The sequence below is a fragment of the Patulibacter defluvii genome (assembly GCF_034096925.1).
Taxonomy (GTDB): domain Bacteria; phylum Actinomycetota; class Thermoleophilia; order Solirubrobacterales; family Solirubrobacteraceae; genus Patulibacter; species Patulibacter defluvii.
Genome location: NZ_JAWZSQ010000003.1, coordinates 230,512 through 251,143, shown reverse-complemented (window position 1 = coordinate 251,143; position 20,632 = coordinate 230,512). Strand labels below are relative to the sequence as shown.

The following is a 20,632-nucleotide window of genomic DNA, read 5'->3' as shown; positions in this document are numbered from 1 at the left end:
ATGATCCAGCTCAGCTGCATCGGGCGCGCCCGCCCGAGCGACCTGCGCAGCGTGCTGCCGGCCCTGGCCGAGGCGGCCGAGGCGGTCGACCTGGACCACTCGCGGCTGGCCGCCGTGCTCGACTGGGTCCAGTACCGCCGCAACTTCCGCGCGCCGGTGATGGTGCGGCCGTTCGGGCGCACGCCCGGAGCGGGCCACGGCGACGGGCCGCTGGCCGAGATCGCGATCGACGTCCGGCGGGCCAAGGACATGCCCTACGACGAGCTGGTGCGGGAGATCGTCGACCGGCTGTCGAAGGCGCTCGGGATCGTCCCCGACGTCCACGAGTGCATCCACCTGGAGGACTGGGTGCGGCCGAGCAAGTCGGTGGTCTGGTCGTTCAACCGCAGCTACTGGCGGCACCTGGCGGCCTGGGACGCGACCTTCCAGAAGGACTACGCCTCGGCCTTGCCGGGCGGGGTCTCCGACGGCACCCACCCCGGGTTCTGGCGCGACCAGGTCGCGCGGTTCATGGAGACGCTCGACCGGCTCGACGAGTGGTCGGAGCTGCCCGACGTGATCCACGTGCTCGAGCTGGGCGTCGGCGACGGGCAGCAGGCGAAGGTCTGGCTGGACGCGTTCGCCGCCGCCTGCCGCGAGCGGGGACGCGACTACCTGGGTCGGATCCGCTACCTGATGGCGGACTACTCGCCCCACGTGCTGGCGCTGGCCCGCCAGCGCGTCGCCGAGTACGGCGGGCTCGTCGACAGCCTCGAACTGGACTTCCGCAGCCCGGTCCACGGCCTCGCGCACCTCCGCGACAAGGTCCTCTTCGCCCACACCTGCAACCTCTACGACAACCTGCCGACCGACGAGCTGATGCGGGTCGGCGATCGCGCCTACGAGCCGCTGGTCCGCGCCAGCATCACGCCCCGCGAGGTGGCCGAGCTGGCCGAGCGCCACGGCCTCGACCACGACCAGCTGGTGCCGACGGTCCAGCGGGTGCTGCGCGGGGGCCCCGAGGCGCTCGGCGACGTCGAGCGCGGCGTGCGGCTGTGGTCCGACGTCTGGGACGCGATGCACCTGGAGGAGATCTACGAGGAGATCCCGGCGCCGAGCGCGATCCGCGTCACCCCGAGCGCCGACCTGCACCTCGACGAGCTGCTCGACGAGCTGCCCGAGTGGACCCGGGTCCACGCCTCGACGGTCGCGGTCGAGAGCTTCGTCCAGACCCTCGCGCTGATGCACCACGAGGGCGTGCTGGTCGCCCAGGACATCTTCGTCCGCGAGATCAGCCAGTACGCGGCCTACCGCGGCCCGGGCAAGCTCGAGGGCTCGATCGTCAACTGGCTCAACGGCCCGGTCTTCCAGCTCGTCGGCGAGCGCAGCGGCTTCACCGTCTCGGTCGAGCCGTTCCGCTACCGCGAGGGCTCCAACACGGTCGTCCTGAGCGCGCGCCCCCGCGACGCCTACCGCCGGCCGACCGGCTCGGGCTCGCCGCCGACGGTCGCGGCGCTCGCCTCGTGAGGGCGGGGCGAGCCCTCAGGCGCCCGAGTTCCTGGCCCGCGGACGCGCGCGGGGCTGGAGAGTCAGGCGGTAGCGGATCACCGTGTTGATCTCGAGGGCGCCCTTGTCGCCGACGAACCGCGGCGGGAACTCGCAGTGGTACGCCTGGTTGACGTCGAGGACGAACGGCTTCCTGGCCGTGAACCGGGCCAGCGACACCGAGGTCGCGGGCACGACGAGGCTGTCCAGCGCGTACTCGTCCGGCTTGCAGGTGCTCTCCTGCGACCACACCCCCTGGGCGTAGACGCCCCACTGCAGGCTGTCCCACGGCGTCGGGCAGGCCACGAACCGCAGGCCGGTCGCCAACCCGTCGAGGCGCAGCTTCCTGCGGTCCAGCCAGGCCGTGACCTCGAGCCGGCCGGTCTGCGCTCCGCAGCCGCTGCTGTCGTTGATCCGCGGGATCGGCGCGGGCTCCTCCGCTCCCGCGCCGCAGGCCGTCCCGTTCGCCGAGGAGATGGCGCCCTGGCTGGCGTAGGACAGCGGAACCGCTCCGTGGAAGACGGTGTGATGCGACCCGGGCGGATCGAAGGCGAGCCGGAACGGCCGCTTCGCGGGACTGGCGAAGCTCATCGTGACCTTGCCCCGGCCCTGCCCGCTGCGACCCGCGAAGCCGGGACAGGCCGGAGGGTCCTCGATCGCGAAGCTCCAGGTCGCGGACTGGCTGCCCCTCAGCGAGACGTCCCAGTAGAAGGGCCCTCGGGGCCGCGCCTGGGCCGGGGCGACGACCGCCAGCGCCACCAGGGCGGCGAGCAGCGAGGACAGGCCGGCGCGTCGGAGCATCGCTCCCCAGCGTCCCGCGAACGCCGAGGGTGGCGCATCGGTGAAACCACGGGCCTTCGCGGCGACGCGCGACCCGGATCGCCGCCCCTACGCCCCCACCCCACCCGTGTTCTGCGCCAGCTGGGCGGCGAACGCCCGCTGGTAGGCCGGCCGCGCCTCGCCGCGGGCGACGTAGGCGGCCAGGTTGGGGAACTCGTCCAGCAGGCCCGAGGGCCGCGTCCGCAGCAGCACCGACACCATCATCAGGTCGCCGGCGCTGAACGATCCGTCGAGCCAGTCGGCGTCGCCGAGGTGGGCGGAGAGCGGGCCCAGGCGATCGCGGACGCGGTCCCGGACCAGCGGCAGGCGGTCCTCGCTCCACGGCCGGTCGGACTCGGCGACCTTGGCCATCGAGAGGTCGAGGATCGGCGGCTCGACGGTGCTGAGCGCGGCGAACATCCAGCTGATCGCCCGCCCCCGCCCGGGTGCGTCGGCCAGGAGCAGCCCGGGGTGACGCTCAGCGATGTGGAGCACGATCGCCCCGGTCTCGAAGAGGACCAGGTCGCCCTCCTCGTAGGTCGGGATCAGGCCGAAGGGATGGAGCGCCAGGTGCGCCGGCTCCTTCTTGGCCCGGAACGACAGCGGGCGCACCGCGTAGGGCTGGCCCGCCTCCTTGAGCGCCCAGCGGACGCGCGTGTCCCGCGCCAGCCCCATCCCGCCGTCGGGCGAGCGTTCGAAGGCGGTGATGGTGATCGTCATCGGCGTGCTCCCTCGCGGCGTCCGGCCGGAGCCTACGAGACGGCCCGGATCAGCGGACGCCGAGGGCCACCGTCGCGCTCGCCGCGGCGCCCGTCGCCGTCGACAGCCGGATCGCCACCCGGTAGCGACCGCGCGCGACCCGGCCGAGCGACAGCGGGACGAGCTGACGGCCCGCGGTGGCGTCGAAGCGCTTGGTCCCGAGCGCCCGGACCGCCTTCCAGCGGCGGCCGCGCTTGCGCTGGAGCGTCAGCCGCATCGAGCGCACCCCGCCGGCGGCCTCCACCAGCAGCCGGGTTCGCGCCCGGCGGCCCGCGCGGACCCGGTTCGGGTAGAGCACCGCCCGGCTGACCCGGATCGGCGACGGCGCCGCCTTGATCGGGTCGGACTCCGTGGTCGGCAGCAGCACGCCGTCGGCCCCGACGGCGGCCGTCGTCGGCTCGGCCCCGTTCGGGTCGACCAGGTCGGGCACCCCGCCCGGGTTGGCGTCCTCGGCGACGCCGGCCCGGGCCATCAGCGCCCGCGCCTCGTCCTCGTAGGCCCCGGTCGCGAGCGACTTGCCGTCGGTCACGTTCCAGATCGCCGTCTGCATGCCGTCGGGGACGCTGTCGAGCCCGGTCGTCAGCTCGCCGGAGAGCGCCAGCAGCTTGGCGACGTCGCCGAACCCGGGCACCGCGTCCGATGCCGGCGCGACGTCGAACCCCTCGCCGTCGATGCCCAGCGGGAAGGTCTTGTCGTGGTCGAGGCAGTAGACGGTGAGGCCGTTGGCGGTCGTCGTCGAGCCGGGCGTGGCGAACACGATCGACGTGAAGCCGACCCCCATGTCCTGGCCGCCCTCGTTCTTGTTCAGCAGCACGTCGCCGGGGAGCGCGGTCACCTGGACCCCGGCCTGATCGGCGAGCCAGTCGATGTCGGCCTGGCGCATCCGGTGACAGGGGGCGTCGACGTCCACGCCCATCACGTCGCACTTGCCGGCCGTCTTGAGGTTGCGCGTCCCGAGCTTGCCCCCCGCCTTCAGCGGCGGGGTGAAGGTCTTGCGGAACGCCGTCAGCTGCGCCTCCGACGGATCCTGCACGGGCAGCGCGTAGGTCTTGCCGCCGACCCGGTAGGTGTCCTCGTACTGGTCGGCGATCCCCGACAGGTGCAGGAACTCGTGGGTGATCCCGGACGGCTGGAAGTCGTTGCTGCCGAAGGTGACGTCCTTGACGTCGCCGTAGCCGTTCGGCACCCCGCGGCCGGCGCTCGCGCGAAAGTCGTCCGGATTCGCCAGCGGCGGCGTGATGTTGCGCGGGTTCAGCAGCTCGGCCTGGTGGTAGCCGACGGCCGGCGGCTCGCTCGCGAGCCGGAAGCGGTAGTCGATCTTGAGCCGGAACGGGTCGCCGGAGCGGGTCTTGTAGCCCTTGCCGTTGAAGTCGGCCTCGGTCGCGGCCATCTTCTCGCGGATCAGCTGGTGGGTGAGCTCGCGGATCTGGGGATCGCTGCCGGGCGGGGGCTCGGGCACGTGCCACTCGACGCGGATCGTCAGCACCACGGGGACCTTCTTGACCCGCTTGTTCGCCTTGACCTCGACCTTGACCGCGTCGCCGTTGTAGCCGCCCTTGGCCGACAGCTGCACGACGCCCGCCTGGGCCGCCTGGGGCAGGGTCATCTCGCGCGCCACCTGGGTCGGTGGCGCGACCGGGCCCGGGAAGAAGACGGCGGCGGCGTCCGCGCGCGGGGCGGCGGCCACCGCCAGCGCCGATGACGCGAGGATCAGCGCCAGCGCCAGCGCGGCGAGGGGCGAGCGGGGTGAGGTGATGGGCACGAGGGAGGCCTCCGGGGAACGTCGGGGAGCGACGGAGCCGATGCTCGCCTCGGGCCGATGAAGCCCCGATGAAGGGCGATGGGTTCGCCGTCCCCGCGACGGCGAATCTCCCACGTCGGTGGGCGACCAGCATCGGGGCGGGCCCCGATATCCGGGGCCGGTCAGTAGCGGCGGTCGTCGATCCGCTCGACGACGTCGCCCCGGCGGCGGACGGCGATCAGGCTCCAGAGCAGGCTGAGGAGCAGGCCGACGATCCCGATCACCATCAGGATCGTGCCGGCGGTGTGGATGTTGAAGCCGTCGGTGTGGACGCTCACGGCGAAGCGGAGGATCGCGCCGACGGCGATCAGGAAAAGGGCCGTTCCGTACGTCATGGACCGCTCCTGGGGCAGGGGTCGGGAAGCGACCACTACCCGTTGCGGCCCGCCCGATACCCCGGGCGGGTCGGCGAGCCCTCAGAGCCGCTGCACGTTGAGGCCGCCGTCGATCGCGAACGCGCTGCCGCTGATGAAGGCCGCCTGGTCGGAGCCGAGGAAGACCGCCAGCGCGGCGACCTCCTCCGGGGTGCCGAGCCGGCCCTGGCGGGCGACGACCACGTCGAACGGCTGACCGGTGGCCGCCTCGAAGGCCTGCGCGGCCCGGTCGACCATCGGCGTGTCGACGAAGCCGGGACAGATCGCGTTCGCCCGCACGCCGTGATCGCGAAGCTCGAGGGCCATCACCTCGGTCATCCGCACGCAGCCGCCCTTCGAGGCACAGTAGGCCCCCAGCAGCGGGAACCCCGCGAGGCCGGCGAGCGAGGCGACGTTGAGGACCGCCCCGCCGCCGTCGATCAGGGCCGGCACCGCGTGCTTGTAGACCAGCCAGGTGCCGCGCAGGTTGACGCCGATGATCTGGTCGAACTGCTCCTCGGTCACCTCGTGCAGCGGCGCCAGGGTCTCGACGCCGGCGTTGTTGACGAGCAGGTCGAGCCCGCCCAGGTGGCCGACGGCCGCGTCGACCAGCCCCGCGACATCGGCGGTCGAGCGAACGTCGCAGGCCACGCCCAGCGCGTCGCCGCCCAGCTCCGCAGCGACCTGCTCGACCCCGCTGACGTCGCCGACGACGACGCGGCAGCCCGCCTCGGCGTAGGCGCCGGCGATCGCGCGTCCGATGCCGCTCCCGGCGCCCGTGATCAGGGCCCGCTTGCCCTCCAGCTGCGTGCTCAACGTGACTCCCCGCGTCGTTCGGTGGCGGCCGCTCCCGCGACCCTGAGACGACCGTAGAGGCGGTCGCCGGGCCGGTTCTCGGCCACGACCGACGAAGTTCGCGACCGCCGTTCGCCCCGTTCGGGCGACCCCGACCGACCGTCGCGCGGGGCGGGTTACGATCGGCCGGTGAGCTCCACCGCACAGCCGCCGCCGACCGGCGACGGCGAGCGCGCCGTGCCCCCGGCGGCCCGGGCCCTGGCCGACGAGATCGACGGGCACGAGATGGCGCGCGTGGTCTTCGACCGGATCGTCGCCCAGGTCTTCCCCGCCCGGACCGACGACGAGGCCTTCCTCGACGCGCTGCGGCAGAGCGTCACCGACAACGTCGTCGCGGTCCTCGACGTGATCGCTGGCCGGCTGCGGATCGCCAGCGCGGAACCGCTCGGCGCGATCGCGCTGATGGACGTGATGGCCAGCGTCGGCGAACCGACCAGCGCCGTCGAGCGCGGTTACCGGATCGGTCAGTGGGAGATCTGGGAGCAGTGGTTCCAGTCCGCCCGTCGGCGTGCGGCCGCGGGCGACGTCGACCTGGAGGAACTGCTGGTCGAGCCGAGCCGTGCGCTCTTCGGCTACATCGACACCGTGCTCGGGATGGTGCTGCAGCGCTACGACGCGCAGCGGCTGCAGGTCGAGCGGGCCCGCGACCACCGTCGCACCCAGGCCCTGCGACGGCTGCTCGCCGGCAGCGGCGGCGAGCCGGCCGAGCTGCGGTCGCTGCTCCAGTACGACCTCAGCCAGGAGCACCGGGCGGTGGTCGTCCGCTGCGACGACCGGGCCGTGGTCGAGCCGCTGGTCGCCCGCCTGGCCGCGGCGCTCGGCGCGCGCGAGACGCTGCTCCACGCCGACAGCCTCCAGACCTGGACGATCTGGCTCGGCCGCCGGTCGCCTGCGCCCGTCGCCCAGCTGCGCGCGTTCCGGCGCCAGCTCGACGCCGCCGGGCTGGTCGGCGGGGTCAGCGAGCCGGCGACCGGGCTCGCGGGCGTCCGCCGCACCCACCAGGAGGCCCGCCGGGCGATGCGGGTGGCGGAGGCGCTCGGCGACGGACGTCCCGGGCCGGCCTGGTTCGTCGACGTCCAGCTCGAGGCGCTGCTGGTCGACGACCCGATCCGCGCGGCCGCGTTCGTCGACGGCGTGCTCGGCCCGCTCGCCGGCACCGACGAGCGGGCCACCCGGCTGCGCGAGACCGTCGCCGCATGGGTCTCGAGCGGCAGCCACGTCGGCGCCGCCGCGCTCCAGGAGGTCCACGAGCACACCATCCGCAACCGGCTCAAGCAGGCCGAGGAGGCGCTCGGCCACCCGATCGGGCCGCGGCGGACCGAGCTGGCCGTCGCCCTGCGGCTGCGGCGGCTGCTGGCCGCCGCGCCCGCGGCGGTCAGCTCGCCGCCAGCACGTGGCTGACGCAGGTCGCCGCGACGCCGTGCACGAACGCGCCGAGGGTGTGGGTCAGGGCGATCCGCGCGCCGGCGACCTGGCGCGCGCCGGCCGTCCCGCGCAGCTGCAGCGTCGCCTCGGCGACCTGGGCGCAGCCGGTCGCGCCGAGCGGGTGCCCGCGCGAGCCGAGCCCGCCCGAGGGATTGATCGCCACCTCGCCGTCGCGGGCGCTGGCGCCCTCGGCCGCGAACGGCCCGCCCTCGCCCTTGGCGCAGAAGCCGAGATCCTCGCTGTGGACGATCTCGGCGATGCTGAAGCAGTCGTGGACCTCGGCCAGATCGACGTCGGCCGGCTCGATCCCCGCCTGGGCGTAGACCTGCCGCGCCGCCGCCTCGGTCGCGCTGAAGCCCGTCATCTCGCCGAACGGCTCGTGGATCCCCGAGCTCTGGGCCGAGGCGATCACCCGCGGGTCGCCGGGCCGCGCCAGGTGCTCGGCGACCAGCAGCACCGCCGCCGCCCCGTCCGACATCGGGCAGCAGTCGAGCAGGCCGAGCGGCGTCGCGATCCGCCGCGCCGCGAGCACGTCGTCGACGGTCACCGGCACGCCGAACTGGGCGATCGGGTTGTGAGCCCCGTTGGCGCGGTTCTTCACGGCCACGGCCGCCAGCTGCTCGGGCGTCGTCCCGAACCGCTCCATGTGACGGCGGGCGACCATCGCGAAGACGCCGGGAAAGGTGACCCCGAACGGCGCCTCCACGAGCATGTCGCTCGCCCCCGCGAACGCCGCCATCGCCTCGCTCGTCGGGGCCCGGGAGAGCTGCTCGACGCCGAGCGCGAGCGCCACGTCGGCCTGCCCGCTCTCCACCGCCAGGTAGGCCTCGCGAACGGCGGACGAGCCGCTCGCGCACGCCGCCTCGACCCGGGTGACGGGGATCGCGCCGATCCCGAACGGCCGCAGCGCCAGCTGCCCGAGCGCGCTCAGCTGCCCGCCGAGCCGTCCGCCGGTGACGTTGCCGACCCAGGCGGCGTCGATCGCGTCGGCCTCGAGCGCGGCGTCACGCAGCGCGGCGTGGATCGCGGCCTCGCCGAGCGAGCGGTCGCTCTCCGCCGGCTGGCGGCCGAAGGTGGTGGTGCCGACGCCGCGCACGGCGACCGGCCGGGTGACGGCCATCTCAGTCGACCTCCAGGTGGAAGCCCGGCCGCGCGTCGTCGACGGCGCCGGCGTGCTCGACCAGCCGCAGCGCCATGCCGCTGCGCAGATCGCGATCGGGATCGCCGTCGAGCACGATCGGCGCCATCACCCGCGGCCCGTCGTCGAGGTCGACGAGGGCGAGCGCGAACGGCGGCGGTAGCGGCGGGTCGGCCGCCGCGACGTGGATCGTCGTCCAGGTGAACAGCCGGCCCCGTCGCGGCAGCGGGACCACGCGCATCCGCTCCCACGCGCCGCATGCGGTGCAGTGCCGCTGGGCCGGGTAGAAGCCCGCCCCGCAGTCGTCGCAGCGGACCCAGGTGGCGGCGCTCATCGCCCGTCCTCGCGGTCGAGGCCGGCCCGCAGCAGCTGCACCCGCTCGGGCGACGCGGCCGGCGAGATCCGCGGCGCGAACAGCGCCTGGGCCGGATCCGGCTGCCACTCCTGGCCCCAGTCGGACAGCGCCGCGCGGGTCACGACCGCGCCGACGCCGGGCGGCGGATCGGCGAACGCCCCCGCCCGGCTGCCGTGGACCAGGACCGACGCCGGGCGGCCGCGGTGGGCGAGCATCTTCAGCAGCGGCGCGTACAGGTCGAGCGCCTCGGGCGGCGGTGCGGCGCCCTCCTCCAGCACCACCGCCGCGTCGCGGTCGAGCGCCTGCTTGGCCAGGTCGGTGGCGACCAGGCAGCAGGCGTCGATCAGCTCGTCGTCGGCACCGGTCTCCAGCCGCAGCGGGCGGCCGAGCACGACCGAGGCGACGCAGAGCGGCGAGCGCAGCAGCAGCGCCACCTCGCCCTCCGGGGCCAGCGCCTCGATCGCGGCCAGCGCGGCGCCGATCGCCGGCGTCCGCAGGACGTCGGGATCCTCGGCGCGGTCGATCGCGGCTTCGGGATCGGCGGACGCGCCGACCCGCCAGCCGCCCTGCCCGGTGCGGGCGATCGAGCAGCCGAGCGCCTCGGCCAGCAGCGTGCCGTCGGCGGCGACCACGGTCAGGTCGGGCCGCAGCAGGTCGCGCTCCTGGCGGCAGCACTGGATCGCGGCCGCCGGCGTGGTCCGCGCCTCCTCGGGGGCGATCCCGAGCACCCGGGCCCCGAAGCCGGCCGCCCGCGGCGCGAACCGCGCGCCGCCGGTCACGGGCACCGTCGTCGCGCGATCGCCGATCGAGGTCGCGCTCACGGCATCATCACCGACTGCAGCTGATCGGCCGGCATCGTGACCTCGGTGCTGCCGGCGTGGATCACCTCGCGGTCGGCCCACGACCCGTAGTACGGCAGCCCGGCCGGCGGCAGGTCGCTCGTCCAGCGGCGCTCGAACTCCGCGAACGGCACACCGCGCCGCAGGCGCGCGGCCCGCTCCTCGGCCCGCAGCCGCTCGGTCTCGGCCGGGTCGTGGTCGCCGTGCTCGTCGACGGCGACGCGGTAGATGCCCTGGGCGGTCCAGGCCGAGATCAGGCCCCGCCGCAGGTCGGTCACGACCGCCTCGGGATCGCGCTCGAGCACGTCGCCGTAGCCGCCACCGCCGCCCTGGCACATCGCGTAGACGTCGCCCTCGCCGGCCAGCTCGAACTGGAGCCCGGTGTGCGACGTCGAGTAGTCGGCGCCGGCGAACGGCCGCTCGTTCATCAGCTCGACCGCGTCGTCGACCCGCAGTTCGGGGTCGTCCGCCATCGCCGTCAGGGTGTTGACGCCGCGGACCTTCATCAGCGGCTGGCAGGGCGATCCGTAGCCGCCGAAGAGGCCCAGCGCGAGCGGGAACTTCGAGCCGATCGCGATCGCCATCCAGCCCCACATCGGCGAGTTGCGGAAGGTCATCACCTGCTGGTGGCCGTGGCCGCCGCGGTGGCGGCCGAAGCCCTGGTTGTCGCGCATGATCCGGCGGTTGGCCATGCACAGCACCGGCAGCTCGTCCTCGACCATCTCGTTCTCGCCGAGGTCGGACATCGAGCAGAAGATCGGCGCCAGCGCGTGCTCGCCGTCGCGGTCGTGGCGCGCTCCGCCGCCCATCCCGTTGATGTCGGTCATCACGTTGCCGACGAAGAGGCCGTGCTGGGTGTAGCCGCCGAAGAGGAAGCCGTTGATCATCGGCCACCACGAGGCGTGGACCTCGGTCGCCTTCGCCTCGCCGCCGGAGTGGGCGTCGTTGTGGAGGAACTTCTGCAGGCAGTGCTCGACCGCCGAGAAGCTGGGGAAGAAGGTCATCATCGAGACCGCGTTCGGGACCTCGGCCGAGCAGTCGAAGGCCGAGCCCGGATCGGTCAGCACCGTCACCGGTTCGAACGCCGCCTGGTTGCGCGGCAGGTCCGGCCAGACGAAGGTCAGGAAGACCTGGGCGATCATCCCCTTCAGCGACGCCAGGACCGTGTTGATCGAGCGATTCAGCAGCTCCGGTCCGGAGCCGCGGAGGTCGATGATCATCTCGTCGCCGCGGATCTCGATCGTGCAGTTGATCTTCAGCAGGATCGGCTCGCGGAGGGTGTTGTCGCAGAAGCGGACGACCCGCCGCTTGCCGTCGGGCAGCGCCTTCAGCCGCCGCCGGACCTCGGCGCCGGTGTACTCCAGCGTGCCGCGCACGACGGCGACCACCGCGTCGCGGCCGTACTCCTCGATCGCCTCCAGCAGCCGCTCGCGCAGGCGCATCGTGCCCGCCAGCCGCGAGCGCATGTCCTCCAGCTGCAGCTTCGGGTCGCGGACCGAGTTCTGGAAGTACGTGACCAGGTCCTCGCGGAGCCGGAAGTTCTCGCCGATCTTCAGCGGGCTGATCTTCAGGCCCTCGTCGTAGGGGCTCTCGGCCGCCGACGGCATCCCGCCCGGCTCGGTCGCACCGTTCTCGCCCTCGTGGATGATCGTGCCGACCCAGGCGATCAGCTCGCCCTCGTGGAACACCGGCATCAGGCAGCTCTGGTCGGTGTTGTGGACGTTGCCGAAGCGCGCGTCGTTGTGCATGAAGACGTCGCCGTCGCGGATGCCGACCGTCTCCTCGTCGCGCCAGTTCTTGAGGATGTACTTGATCGGCGGACCGGCGAGGACCGAGAAGATCAGGACCCCGCTGGAGGAGGCGATCGCGAGGTCCCCGCTGGCGGTGAAGATGCCGGAGATCAGGTCGCCCCACTTCGCCGACGGCGCCGACGCGATGTGCATCAGCATCTCCTTCGCCTCGTTGGCCGAGGTCTGGAGCCGGTTGCGGATGATCGTCCGGGTCAGCTCGTCGGTGCCGGCCGCGATCGCCTGCTCCTCGAGCGCGGTTCGCGGGGCCGGGCGGTGGTCGCGCATGATCTCCGGGTCGGGACCCCGGAAAAGCACGTTGTCGTGGAGGAACGCCTGGACCTCGGCGTCGAGGGCGGCCTGGTCCTCGACGGCGGCGGGGGCGATGGGCGGGGTGGTCACGAGCGGTCCTCCTGGTCGATGCGGCGCATCTCGATGAAGTAGGGGTCGGTGGTCCGGAGCTCCCAGCCGGGGGCGACCACGAACGTGGAGTGCGGTGCCTCGACGAGCGCCGGCCCGCTGATCGACGCGTCGGCCGGGAGCGCGTCGAGGTCGTGGACCGGCGTCTCGACCGGGGCCCCGTCGAACCAGGCCTCGCGGTGGGCCTTGGGCTCGGCGCTCGTGCGGGTGGCCAGCGCCGCGAGCGCGGTGCCGCCCGCGGATGTCGGCCCGTCGCCGGGGCTCCCGGGCCCGCCGGCGGCGACGGCCGCGACGCTGCCCGCGGCGGGCGCGGCCGCGAACCGCACCTTCTCCAGCGGGACGTAGGCGACGACCCGGATCTGGTTGACCTTGATCCCGGTCTCGGGCGTCTGGGTGCCCTGCCCGAAGCGATCGCCGTAGGAGTCGTGGTAGCGCTTGATGATGTCGAGCACCTGGCGCGCCGACGCGAACCGCTCGAACGGCAGCACCATCGACGTCAGCTGCAGCTGGTCGCCGTAGCGCATGTCGAACTCGACCCGGAAGGCGACGTCCTCGGCGGCGAAGCCCTGGCGGACGATGTCGTGACGGCCGCGCTCGCGCAGCTCGTCGATGTGCCGGTTGAGCACGTCGACGTCGGTCATCAGCGAGCGCGAGGTGGCGTCGTAGAGCGACAGGTAGACCGAGCGCTCGTGGATGTGCAGCTGGTCCATGTTGCCCGCGCCGACGGCCGAGAAGATCGCCGAGTTGCGGGGCACGAGGACACGGACCACGCCGAGGTCCTGCGCGAAGCCGCAGGCGTGGGTCGGGCCGTTGCCGCCGTAGGCGAGGATCGTGAACCGGCGCGGGTCGTAGCCCTTCAGCGCGACCTCCTTGAAGATCCCCTGCGCCATGTTGTTGTCGACGATCCGCCGGACCGCGGCGGCGGCCTCGTGGGCGGAGATCCCCAGCGGCTCGCCGAGCCGGCGAGCGATCGCCCGCTCGGCCCGCCGGCGGTTCAGCTGCAGCTTGCCGCCGTAGTAGTAGTCGGGGTCGATGTAGCCGAGCACCACGTCGGCGTCGGTCACCGTCGGCTCGCGGCCGCCCATGTCGAAGCAGACCGGGCCGGGGTCCGATCCGGCGCTCTCCGGCCCGACCTGGATCGCGTGGTGGGTGGAGTCGTAGCGCGCGATCGATCCGCCGCCGGCGCCGAGCGCGACCATCGACACCATCGGGATCTGGACCCGCCAGCGGTCGACGATCGGGTCGAACTCGTAGAAGCGGATCCCGCCGCCGGTCACCATCCCGATGTCGAACGACGTCCCGCCCATGTCGACGGTGATCAGGTCGGGGATCTCCAGCTCGTCGGCGACCTGCTCGGCCGCGTTGAGCCCCGCGACCGGACCGGCGTGGAGGGTCTGCAGCGCGTGGGTGCGGTTGAGCTGTGCCATCCCGCCCGAGTTGTGGACGATCTGCATCGGGCGCCGGTAGCCGCGCTCGCGGAGCGCCCGTTCGAGCGACCGCAGGCCGTGCTGCATCTCGTGGTGCAGGTAGGCGTCGATGATCGCCGACATCGAGCGGGCGTACTCGCCCTTCTTCAGCGACACGTCGTGCGAGCAGACGATCGGGAACGCGCCGAGGTAGGACCCGGGGTACTCCTCGAGCAGCACCTCCTCGACCAGGTCCTCGTGGACCGGGTTGGCGACCGCGTGCATCAGGACCACGACGAAGCCGCGGACGCCCTGCTCGACCAGCTGCTGGATCGCCCGCCGGACGTCCTCGCGGTCGGCCGGGACGACCACATCGCCGGCCTGGTCGACCCGCTCGCGGATGCCGACGATCTGCTCCGGGTCGATCAGCGGCGTCGGCCGGTCGGCCCCGGGCAGGTCGGACTGCTCGAGGTCGGTCAGGCCGTCGCCGTACTGGAGGCCGCGGCCGAGGATGATCGTGTCCTCGTAGCCGGCGGTCGTGATCAGGCCCAGGCGCGGGCCGGAGCGCTCGATCAGTGCGTTGGTGCCGAGCGTCGTCGCGTAGCGCACCGACTCGACCCCGCCGAGCACCTCGTCGACGTCGCTGCCGAGCTCGGCCGCCGCGTTCTCGAGCGCGGCCAGGAAGCCCTCGGAGAGGTTGTGGTGGGTGGTGAGGGCCTTGGCCTCGATCCGCTGCTCGTCCCAGGTCAGGAAGCAGTCGGTGAAGGTCCCGCCGATGTCGACGCTGATCCGCCTCATGCCGTCTCCTCCGTACCGTTCGCCGCCGCCCGCGCGGCGGCTCGGCGCTTGAACCAGTCGAGGTCGAGCTCGATGTCATGGGTGATCGGGTGCCCGGGCGGGAGGTACTCGACCTCGACCATCGCCGCGCAGCCGGGGCAGCAGTACTCCAGGATCCGGCACCACTGCGGGTCCGGCGCGAAGGTGTACTCGTAGGCCTCGGGGTCGATCAGCGGGCGGTGGATCTCGCGCGGGTCCCGCTCGTGGACCAGCAGCCCGTGCTTGTAGCTCTCGCGCGCCGAGCCGTGCTCGCGGCCGCAGCGCGTGCAGCGCCAGGTCTCGCGGTCGAGGTCGACCTCCAGGTACTCGGTGATCGGTTCGATCGTGCTCATCTCATGCCTCCCGGGTCAGGAACGACTGCGCGAACGGGTCGTGCTCGAACCGCCAACCGGGCGGGACGCAGACCGTGACGATGTCGCCGGCGACGATCGCCGGGCCCGTGATCGCGACCTGGCGGGCCGCGATGGCCTCGGCGTCGTGGACCGGCGTCGCGCGCGCGGCCTCGGCGTCCCACCAGACGTCGCGGACGGCGACCGGCTCGGGCAGGTCGGTCGGCCGTTCGACCGCCTCCAGCGGCGGGTGCGGCAGCGCGGCGCGGGCGACGACCGACAGCGTCCGGCGGCCGTCGTCGTCGCTGCCCCGCTCGCTCGTGAGCGCGATCTCGTCGAGCGCGAAGCCCTCGCCGCGCATGTCGATCCGGGCCCGTTCCAGCAGCTGCTCCTCGAGCGCCGCCGCGGACGCCTCGTCGGCGGACGGCAGCACCCGCTCGTAGCGGTGCTCGACGTCGGCGAACCCGACCCCGAGCGCGCTGCAGACGCTGGCCAGCCCGGGCACCAGGACCCGGTCGACGCCCGCGTGCTCGGCCGCTCGCGCGGCGTGGACCGCACCGCCGCCGCCGAACGCCAGCAGCACCCAGTCGCCGCCGCCGCGCTCGGCGATCCCGCGCCGCAGGTGCTCGCCGATCCGCTCCTCCAGCGCCTGCCGGATCCGCGCGGCGGCCCCGACCACCGACAGCCCGAGCGCCTCGGCGACCGGCGCGATCGCGTTCCGCGCCCGCTCCGGATCGAGGGCGACGCGCCCCGCGAAGCGCTGCTCGGCGTCGTAGACCCCGAGCACGACGTTGGCGTCGGTGACGGTCGCCTCGGTGCCGCCGAAGCCGAAGCAGGCCGGTCCCGGGGCGGCGCCGGCGCTGCGCGGTCCCAGCGCCAGCGCGCCGTGGGGGCCGACCTCGGCGATCGTGCCGCCGCCCCCGCCGAGCGCGTCGATCGCCCGCATCGGCAGCGACGTCTCGACGCCGTCGACCCGGCCCCGCTCGCGCCGCTCGATCGCCCCGTCGCGGACGAAGGCGACGTCGGTGCTGGTGCCGCCGATGTCGATCGTCGCGACCCGCGCGAAGCCGTAGTGGCGAGCCAGCGCGGCCGCCGCCTCGACGCCGCCGGCCGGGCCCGAGTTGTAGGTCTTCAGCGCCGTCACCTTCGCGACGCGGTTGGTCGTGCCGTCGTTGCAGAAGACGAACAGCGGCCGCCGCAGGCCGCGGCCGCGGAGGCTCGACTCGGCCTCGTAGAGGAACCGCTCCAGCTGCGGGTGCAGGTAGGCGTTGACGATCGCCGTCGCGATCCGGCGACCGCGCGCCGGATCGTCGACCAGCTCGCTGGAGAAGAGCACCGGCAGCGCGCCGAGGATGTGGCGCGGGTACTCGCGGAAGACGATCCGCCGCACGGCGTCCTCCGCCTGCGGGTCGTCGAGCGCGACCACCAGCCGCTCGGCGCCGTAGCCGAGCAGCGCCTCGACCGCCTGCAGCACCGGCTCGGCGTCCCGCTCCGGATCGCCGGTCAGGGCCAGCGTCCGCACCCGCCAGTCGACCGGCTCCAGCAGCTCGGCGACCAGGGTGCCGTCGAGCTCGTCGCGGACGTCGCGGTGGCCGGCTTCGCTGACCAGCAGGCCGATCCGCGGGCCGCTGCGCTCGATGATCGCGTTCGTCCCGAGCGTCGTCGAGTAGCGGATCGACGCCAGCCGCTGCAGCAGCTCGGCCTCGCCGATCCCGATCTGCGTGGCCGCGTCCGCGACCACGTCGCGGAGCGCGATCGTCAGGTCGTGCGGCGTCGTCAGGACCTTCACCGGCCACGCTCGGCCGTCGGTGCTGACGACGCCGTCGGTGAACGTGCCGCCGGTGTCGATGTCGAGCGTGATCGCTCCCGTGGGTGCCACGGCGTCTCCTCTCAGTTGACCGCGCGCTCGCGGCCACTCCAGTGCGCGCGCCGCAGCGCGCGCTTGTCGGTCTTGCCCACCGGGGTCCGGGGCAGGTCGGTCACGAACGCGATCCGCTTCGGCGCCTTCACCGGACCGAGCGCGGCGCGGGCGTGGGCGATCAGCCCCTCGGCGTCCTCGTCGGCGCCGTCGCGCAGGACGACGAAGGCCGTCACGGCCTCGCCCCAACGGTCGTCCGGGACGCCGATCACGGCGCAGTCGGCCACCGCCGGCGCCGTCAGCAGGGCCGTCTCGACCTCGGCCGGGAAGACGTTGAAGCCGCCGGAGATGATCATCTCCTTCTTGCGGTCCACGATCGACACGTAGCCGTCCTCGTCGATCCGTCCGACGTCGCCGGTGTGGTGCCAGCCGTGGGCCTGGACCTCGGCGGTCGCCTGCGGCCGGCCGAGGTAGCCGGGCGCCACGAGGCGCCCGCGGACGACCAGCTCGCCGGTCTCGCCGGGGTCGAGCAGCCGGCCGTCGTCGTCGGCGACCGCGACCTGGCAGGAGAAGGTCGCGCGGCCGCAGCTGGCCAGGCGGTCGCGACGGCCGGCGGCGACCGCGGCGGCGACCTCCTCGGGGGCGAGGTAGGTGAGCAGGAACGGCGACTCGCCCTGGCCCCAGCACTGGGCGACGCAGGGGCCGAAGACCTCGACCCCCTCGCCCATCCGGTCGGGCGAGACGGGCGCGGCGGCGACCAGCAGCAGCGCCAGGCTGGAGACGTCCCGCGGTCGCGCGCGCTGGGCGTCGAGCAGCGCGTAGTAGGCCGTCGGCGGCAGGAAGAGGTGGGTCACCCGGTGGCGCTCGATCCGGTCGAGCACGTCGTCGGCGTCGAAGCCGGGGCGGACGACGACCGTCGCGCCGACCGAGCCGAGGATCACGGCCATCACGCCGGCGGCGTGGGTCATCGGCGCCACCATCAGGTTGACCGGGTCGGGGACGGTCGGCCAGTGGCGAGTGGTCAGCTCGTTGAGCGTCGCCCAGACCTGGTTCGTCCAGATCACGGCCTTCGAGCGGCCGGTGGTGCCGCCGGTCGGCCAGTAGCAGCAGTGGCGGTCCGGGCTGCCGAAGGGATCGGCCCAGTCCGGCAGCGTCGTCCCGTCGCCGGTGGCGAGGTGCTCGCGGAGGCCGATGGCGCCGGGGAACGGATCGCCGAGGCTGACGACCGAGGTGAGGCCGGGGACGGCGGCCCGCAGCGGGGCGACGGCGTCGGCGAAGCGCGGGTGGACGTACAGCCGCCGGCAGGCGACGTCGTTCATGTAGTCGCCGTTGGCGCCGAGGGCGTTGAGGTGGTTGAGCGGGGCCCAGGCGGCGCCGGCGCGCCAGAGACCGAGCATCGCCACGAACGCGTCGGGGTCGTTGGGGGCGAGCACGCCGACCGTGTCGCCGACCGCGAGCCCGTCGGCGTGCAGCGCGCGGGCCAGCTCGTGCGAGCGGCGCTGGGCGGCGGCGAACGTCAGCTCGCGGTCGTCGGCGCCGAGCAGCAGCGCCCGGTCCGGGGTCCGGGCGGCGGCCTGGTCGAAGTAGTCGATGACGCGCATGGGGCGAGGACCAAGCTAGGTCGGCCCCACCGCCGCGTCTTCGGCCAAGACCGGCGAACTCGGCGCACGGATCCCGTCAATCGAGGTCACGGCTCCCGCATGGCGCGCGACCGACGAGGGCCGGTAGAGAATCGCCATGACGCTCTTCGCCGCTTCCGAACGGGCCGATCCGTACGCCGCGCTGCTGGGGCTCGGCCACGACCTCCACGCGCCCTCGGCCGACGTCCAGGCGGCCCTGGAGCTGGTCGTGGAGCAGGCGCAGACGCTGCTCGCGGCCGACCTGGCCTGGCTGGTCCTGACCGACGAGAGCGGTCGCTTCCTGCGGCCGGCGGTCCTGCGCGGGTTCCGCGACCTGGCGTTCCTGCACGCGCGACTCCCGATCGGGGACGGCGTCGGCGGCCAGGCGATCGACCGCCGGACACCGCTGGTGGTGGCGGACTACCGCCGGCACCTGCACCGGACGACGTCCGACGTCCGCGAGCGGGTCCTGGCCGAGGGCGTGGCGGCGCTGGTCTGCGCGCCGATGATGCACGAGGCGCAGGTGATCGGGACCCTCTACGCCGCCAGCCGCCGCCCCGCGCAGTTCGACGCCGAGCAGGCGCAGGTGCTCGGCGCGCTCGCCGAGCAGGCCTCGGCCGCGATCGAGCAGCGGCGCTCGTTCCGCCGGATCACGAGCGAGAACCGGCGCTACGCGCGCTCGCTCGACCACCACCGGCAGCTCGTCCAGGTGAGCGTCCGCGACGGTGGGCTCGACGGTCTGGCGGCGCTGCTGTCGGCGTGGCTCGGGCGACCGACGACGATCGCCTCGTGGCCCGCGGAGGAGCCCGCCGACGGCGACGACGACGACGGCGACGGGCCGGCGCTGCGGCGGGCGATCAGCGCCCCCTGCGGACGGCTGGGGACGCTGACGATCGGCGGCGGCGAGCGGCTCGATCCGGACCAGGAGGCGGTGGTCGAGCAGGCGCTGCCGCTGCTGACGCTGGAGCTGCTGAAGCGCGAGGCGGCCGACGACGGCGAGTGGCGGGCCCGCGGCGCGCTGCTCGAGGCGCTGCTCGACGCCGGCCCGTCGCCGCCGCCCGAGCTGGCCCGGCGCGCGGCGCGGCTGCGGGTCGACCTGGACGCGGCCCACTGCGTGGTGGCGCTCGACGTCGACGGCGACGACGAGGCGCCGGCGCAGGTGCTGCGGGCGGCGCGCAGCCTGCTCGCCCGCCAGGCTCCCGGCCAGGGCGGCCCGGCGCTGACGTTGCGGGACGGACGGACGGTGCTGATCGCGCTGCCGCCGACCCTGACCGCCGATCCGGCCGCGACCGCCGCCACGCTGCGGGACGCCGCGACCAGCCAGGCGGGGGCCGAGGTCGTCTGCGGCGTCGGCCCGGTCACCCGCGACGTCGCCGCGAGCGCCCGCGCGGCCCGGGCGTGCGCCGCCTTCGCGGCCGTCGGCGGCGGCGAGCGGCTGGTCGACTACGAGCGGCTCGGACCGCTGCGGTTCCTGCTCGACGCCCGCGATCCGCGCCACGCGCTGGCCTCCGCCGAGGCGATCCTGGCGCCGCTGGTCGCCCACGACGCCCAGCACCGCACGCCGCTGGTGGCGACCGCGCGGGCGCTCGCGGCCTGCGGAGGCCACCAGACCCGGACGGCGGACCGCTGCTTCGTCGCGGTCAGCACGCTCAAGTACCGGCTGCGCAAGATCGAGACCCTGCTCGGGGTCAGCCCCAACGATCCCGAGACGCTCTTCCGCCTGACGCTGGCGTTCCGGATCCGCGACCTGCTGCGGCCGGGCGGCGCGGCCTCCGGCCAGGAGTGGGCGGACCGATGAGTTCCGACCGACCCGGGAGTCTTGGCTGCCATGACCGAGACCACCTGCCACATGTCGATCTCGCTGGACGGCTTCGCCGCCGGCCCCGACCAGGACCGCGAGCACCCGCTCGGCGTCCGCGGCCTGGAGGTCCACCGCTGGCATCTCGGCGAGATCACCGACCCCGCCGACGTCACGGCTCGCGACTGGCTGATGCGGCCCCGCGGCGCCTACGTGATGGGCCGCAACATGTTCGGCCCGATCCGCGGCGAGTGGGACGAGGACTGGCGCGGCTGGTGGGGCGACGAGCCGCCGTACCACGCCCCGGTCTTCGTCCTCACCCACCACGCCCACGAGCCGATCGAGATGGAGGGCGGCACGACCTTCCACTTCGTCACCGAGGGCTTCGACGCCGCCTTCGCCCAGGCCATCGCCGCCGCCGACGGCCGCAGCGTCGACATCGCCGGCGGCGCCTCGACCGTCCGCCAGGCCCTCGCCGCCGGCGTCGTCGACGAGCTGGTGCTCGACATCGCCCCGGTCCTGCTCGGCGCCGGCGAGCGGCTGTTCGACGACCTCGGGGAGCTGCGCCTGACCCCCGTCGAGACCCTCCACTCGCCCCACGCCACGCACATCCGCTATCGGGTGGGGGGCTGAGCCACGCGCGGCCGGACGGTCGAGGACCGGACTATTGGTTGACCGGTCTATCTTTGCGCTCTAGGGTGCGGACGATG

17 protein-coding genes are annotated in these 20,632 nt (G+C 74.1%); 4 read left to right on the top strand and 13 right to left on the bottom strand.

Annotated features, from left to right (window positions below; genetic code table 11):
• Positions 1-1,506, top strand: coding sequence for a class I SAM-dependent methyltransferase (locus tag SH587_RS05115; protein WP_320669500.1), 1,506 nt, complete (start codon positions 1-3; stop codon positions 1,504-1,506).
• Positions 1,507-1,521: 15 nt separating this feature from the next.
• Here the strand turns inward: SH587_RS05115 and SH587_RS05110 are convergent, their stop codons facing one another.
• The 5 genes from SH587_RS05110 to SH587_RS05090 all read right to left on the bottom strand — a co-directional run bounded on the left by SH587_RS05110 (position 1,522) and on the right by SH587_RS05090 (position 6,072).
• The gene (locus SH587_RS05110) at positions 1,522-2,325 is read right to left on the bottom strand and encodes a hypothetical protein (RefSeq protein ID WP_320669499.1); all 804 of its coding nucleotides are present in this window, start codon (positions 2,323-2,325) and stop codon (positions 1,522-1,524) included.
• 87 nt (positions 2,326-2,412) lie between these two features.
• Entirely contained in the window at positions 2,413-3,063 is a 651-nt protein-coding gene (locus tag SH587_RS05105; RefSeq protein ID WP_320669498.1) for a glutathione S-transferase family protein, read from the bottom strand.
• A gap of 49 nt (positions 3,064-3,112) precedes the next feature.
• Entirely contained in the window at positions 3,113-4,864 is a 1,752-nt protein-coding gene (locus tag SH587_RS05100) for a thioester domain-containing protein (RefSeq protein WP_320669497.1), read from the bottom strand.
• A 161-nt stretch (positions 4,865-5,025) separates the two neighbouring features.
• Complete coding sequence (locus SH587_RS05095) at positions 5,026-5,238, bottom strand: hypothetical protein (RefSeq protein WP_320669496.1); 213 nt, start codon at positions 5,236-5,238, stop codon at positions 5,026-5,028.
• Positions 5,239-5,319: 81 nt separating this feature from the next.
• Positions 5,320-6,072, bottom strand: a complete 753-nt coding sequence (locus tag SH587_RS05090; protein WP_320669495.1) for an SDR family NAD(P)-dependent oxidoreductase — start codon at positions 6,070-6,072, stop codon at positions 5,320-5,322.
• Positions 6,073-6,240: 168 nt separating this feature from the next.
• Between SH587_RS05090 and SH587_RS05085 the strand changes: the two genes are divergently transcribed.
• Positions 6,241-7,512, top strand: coding sequence for a PucR family transcriptional regulator (locus SH587_RS05085; protein WP_320669494.1), 1,272 nt, complete (start codon positions 6,241-6,243; stop codon positions 7,510-7,512).
• Here the strand turns inward: SH587_RS05085 and SH587_RS05080 are convergent.
• From SH587_RS05080 to SH587_RS05045, 8 genes are read right to left on the bottom strand one after another with little or no spacing between them, the layout of a single operon-like run.
• Positions 7,487-8,656 carry a thiolase C-terminal domain-containing protein gene (locus SH587_RS05080; RefSeq protein WP_320669493.1) on the bottom strand — a complete coding sequence of 390 codons (1,170 nt, stop codon included), beginning with the start codon at positions 8,654-8,656 and terminating at the stop codon, positions 7,487-7,489. The two genes, SH587_RS05085 and SH587_RS05080, sit on opposite strands and share 26 nt — an antisense overlap.
• A gap of 1 nt (position 8,657) precedes the next feature.
• The gene (locus SH587_RS05075; protein ID WP_320669492.1) at positions 8,658-9,008 is read right to left on the bottom strand and encodes a Zn-ribbon domain-containing OB-fold protein; all 351 of its coding nucleotides are present in this window, start codon (positions 9,006-9,008) and stop codon (positions 8,658-8,660) included.
• On the bottom strand, positions 9,005-9,850 hold the full coding sequence (locus SH587_RS05070) for a uroporphyrinogen decarboxylase family protein (RefSeq protein ID WP_320669491.1): 846 nt from the start codon (positions 9,848-9,850) through the stop codon (positions 9,005-9,007). The genes SH587_RS05075 and SH587_RS05070 overlap by 4 nt, the downstream gene beginning before the upstream one ends.
• Positions 9,847-12,057 carry a hydantoinase B/oxoprolinase family protein gene (locus SH587_RS05065; RefSeq protein WP_320669490.1) on the bottom strand — a complete coding sequence of 737 codons (2,211 nt, stop codon included), beginning with the start codon at positions 12,055-12,057 and terminating at the stop codon, positions 9,847-9,849. Before SH587_RS05065 ends, SH587_RS05070 begins: the two co-directional genes overlap by 4 nt.
• The gene (locus SH587_RS05060) at positions 12,054-14,279 is read right to left on the bottom strand and encodes a hydantoinase/oxoprolinase family protein (protein WP_320669489.1); all 2,226 of its coding nucleotides are present in this window, start codon (positions 14,277-14,279) and stop codon (positions 12,054-12,056) included. Before SH587_RS05060 ends, SH587_RS05065 begins: the two co-directional genes overlap by 4 nt.
• Positions 14,276-14,650 carry an acetone carboxylase subunit gamma gene (locus SH587_RS05055; protein ID WP_320669488.1) on the bottom strand — a complete coding sequence of 125 codons (375 nt, stop codon included), beginning with the start codon at positions 14,648-14,650 and terminating at the stop codon, positions 14,276-14,278. The genes SH587_RS05060 and SH587_RS05055 overlap by 4 nt, the downstream gene beginning before the upstream one ends.
• 1 nt (position 14,651) lies before the next feature.
• Positions 14,652-16,526: a hydantoinase/oxoprolinase family protein gene (locus tag SH587_RS05050; protein WP_320669487.1), complete on the bottom strand. Its 1,875-nt coding sequence runs from the start codon at positions 16,524-16,526 to the stop codon at positions 14,652-14,654.
• Positions 16,527-16,537: 11 nt separating this feature from the next.
• Positions 16,538-18,106 (bottom strand): AMP-binding protein, encoded by a 1,569-nt coding sequence (locus SH587_RS05045; protein ID WP_320669486.1) that lies wholly within the window; start codon positions 18,104-18,106, stop codon positions 16,538-16,540.
• Between the two features lie 136 nt (positions 18,107-18,242).
• Here SH587_RS05045 and SH587_RS05040 point away from each other — a divergent pair, with 136 nt between their 5' ends.
• Positions 18,243-19,922 (top strand): helix-turn-helix domain-containing protein, encoded by a 1,680-nt coding sequence (locus SH587_RS05040; protein WP_320669485.1) that lies wholly within the window; start codon positions 18,243-18,245, stop codon positions 19,920-19,922.
• A 30-nt stretch (positions 19,923-19,952) separates the two neighbouring features.
• Positions 19,953-20,555 carry a dihydrofolate reductase family protein gene (locus SH587_RS05035; RefSeq protein ID WP_320669484.1) on the top strand — a complete coding sequence of 201 codons (603 nt, stop codon included), beginning with the start codon at positions 19,953-19,955 and terminating at the stop codon, positions 20,553-20,555.
• The last annotated feature ends 77 nt before the right edge of the window (positions 20,556-20,632 follow it).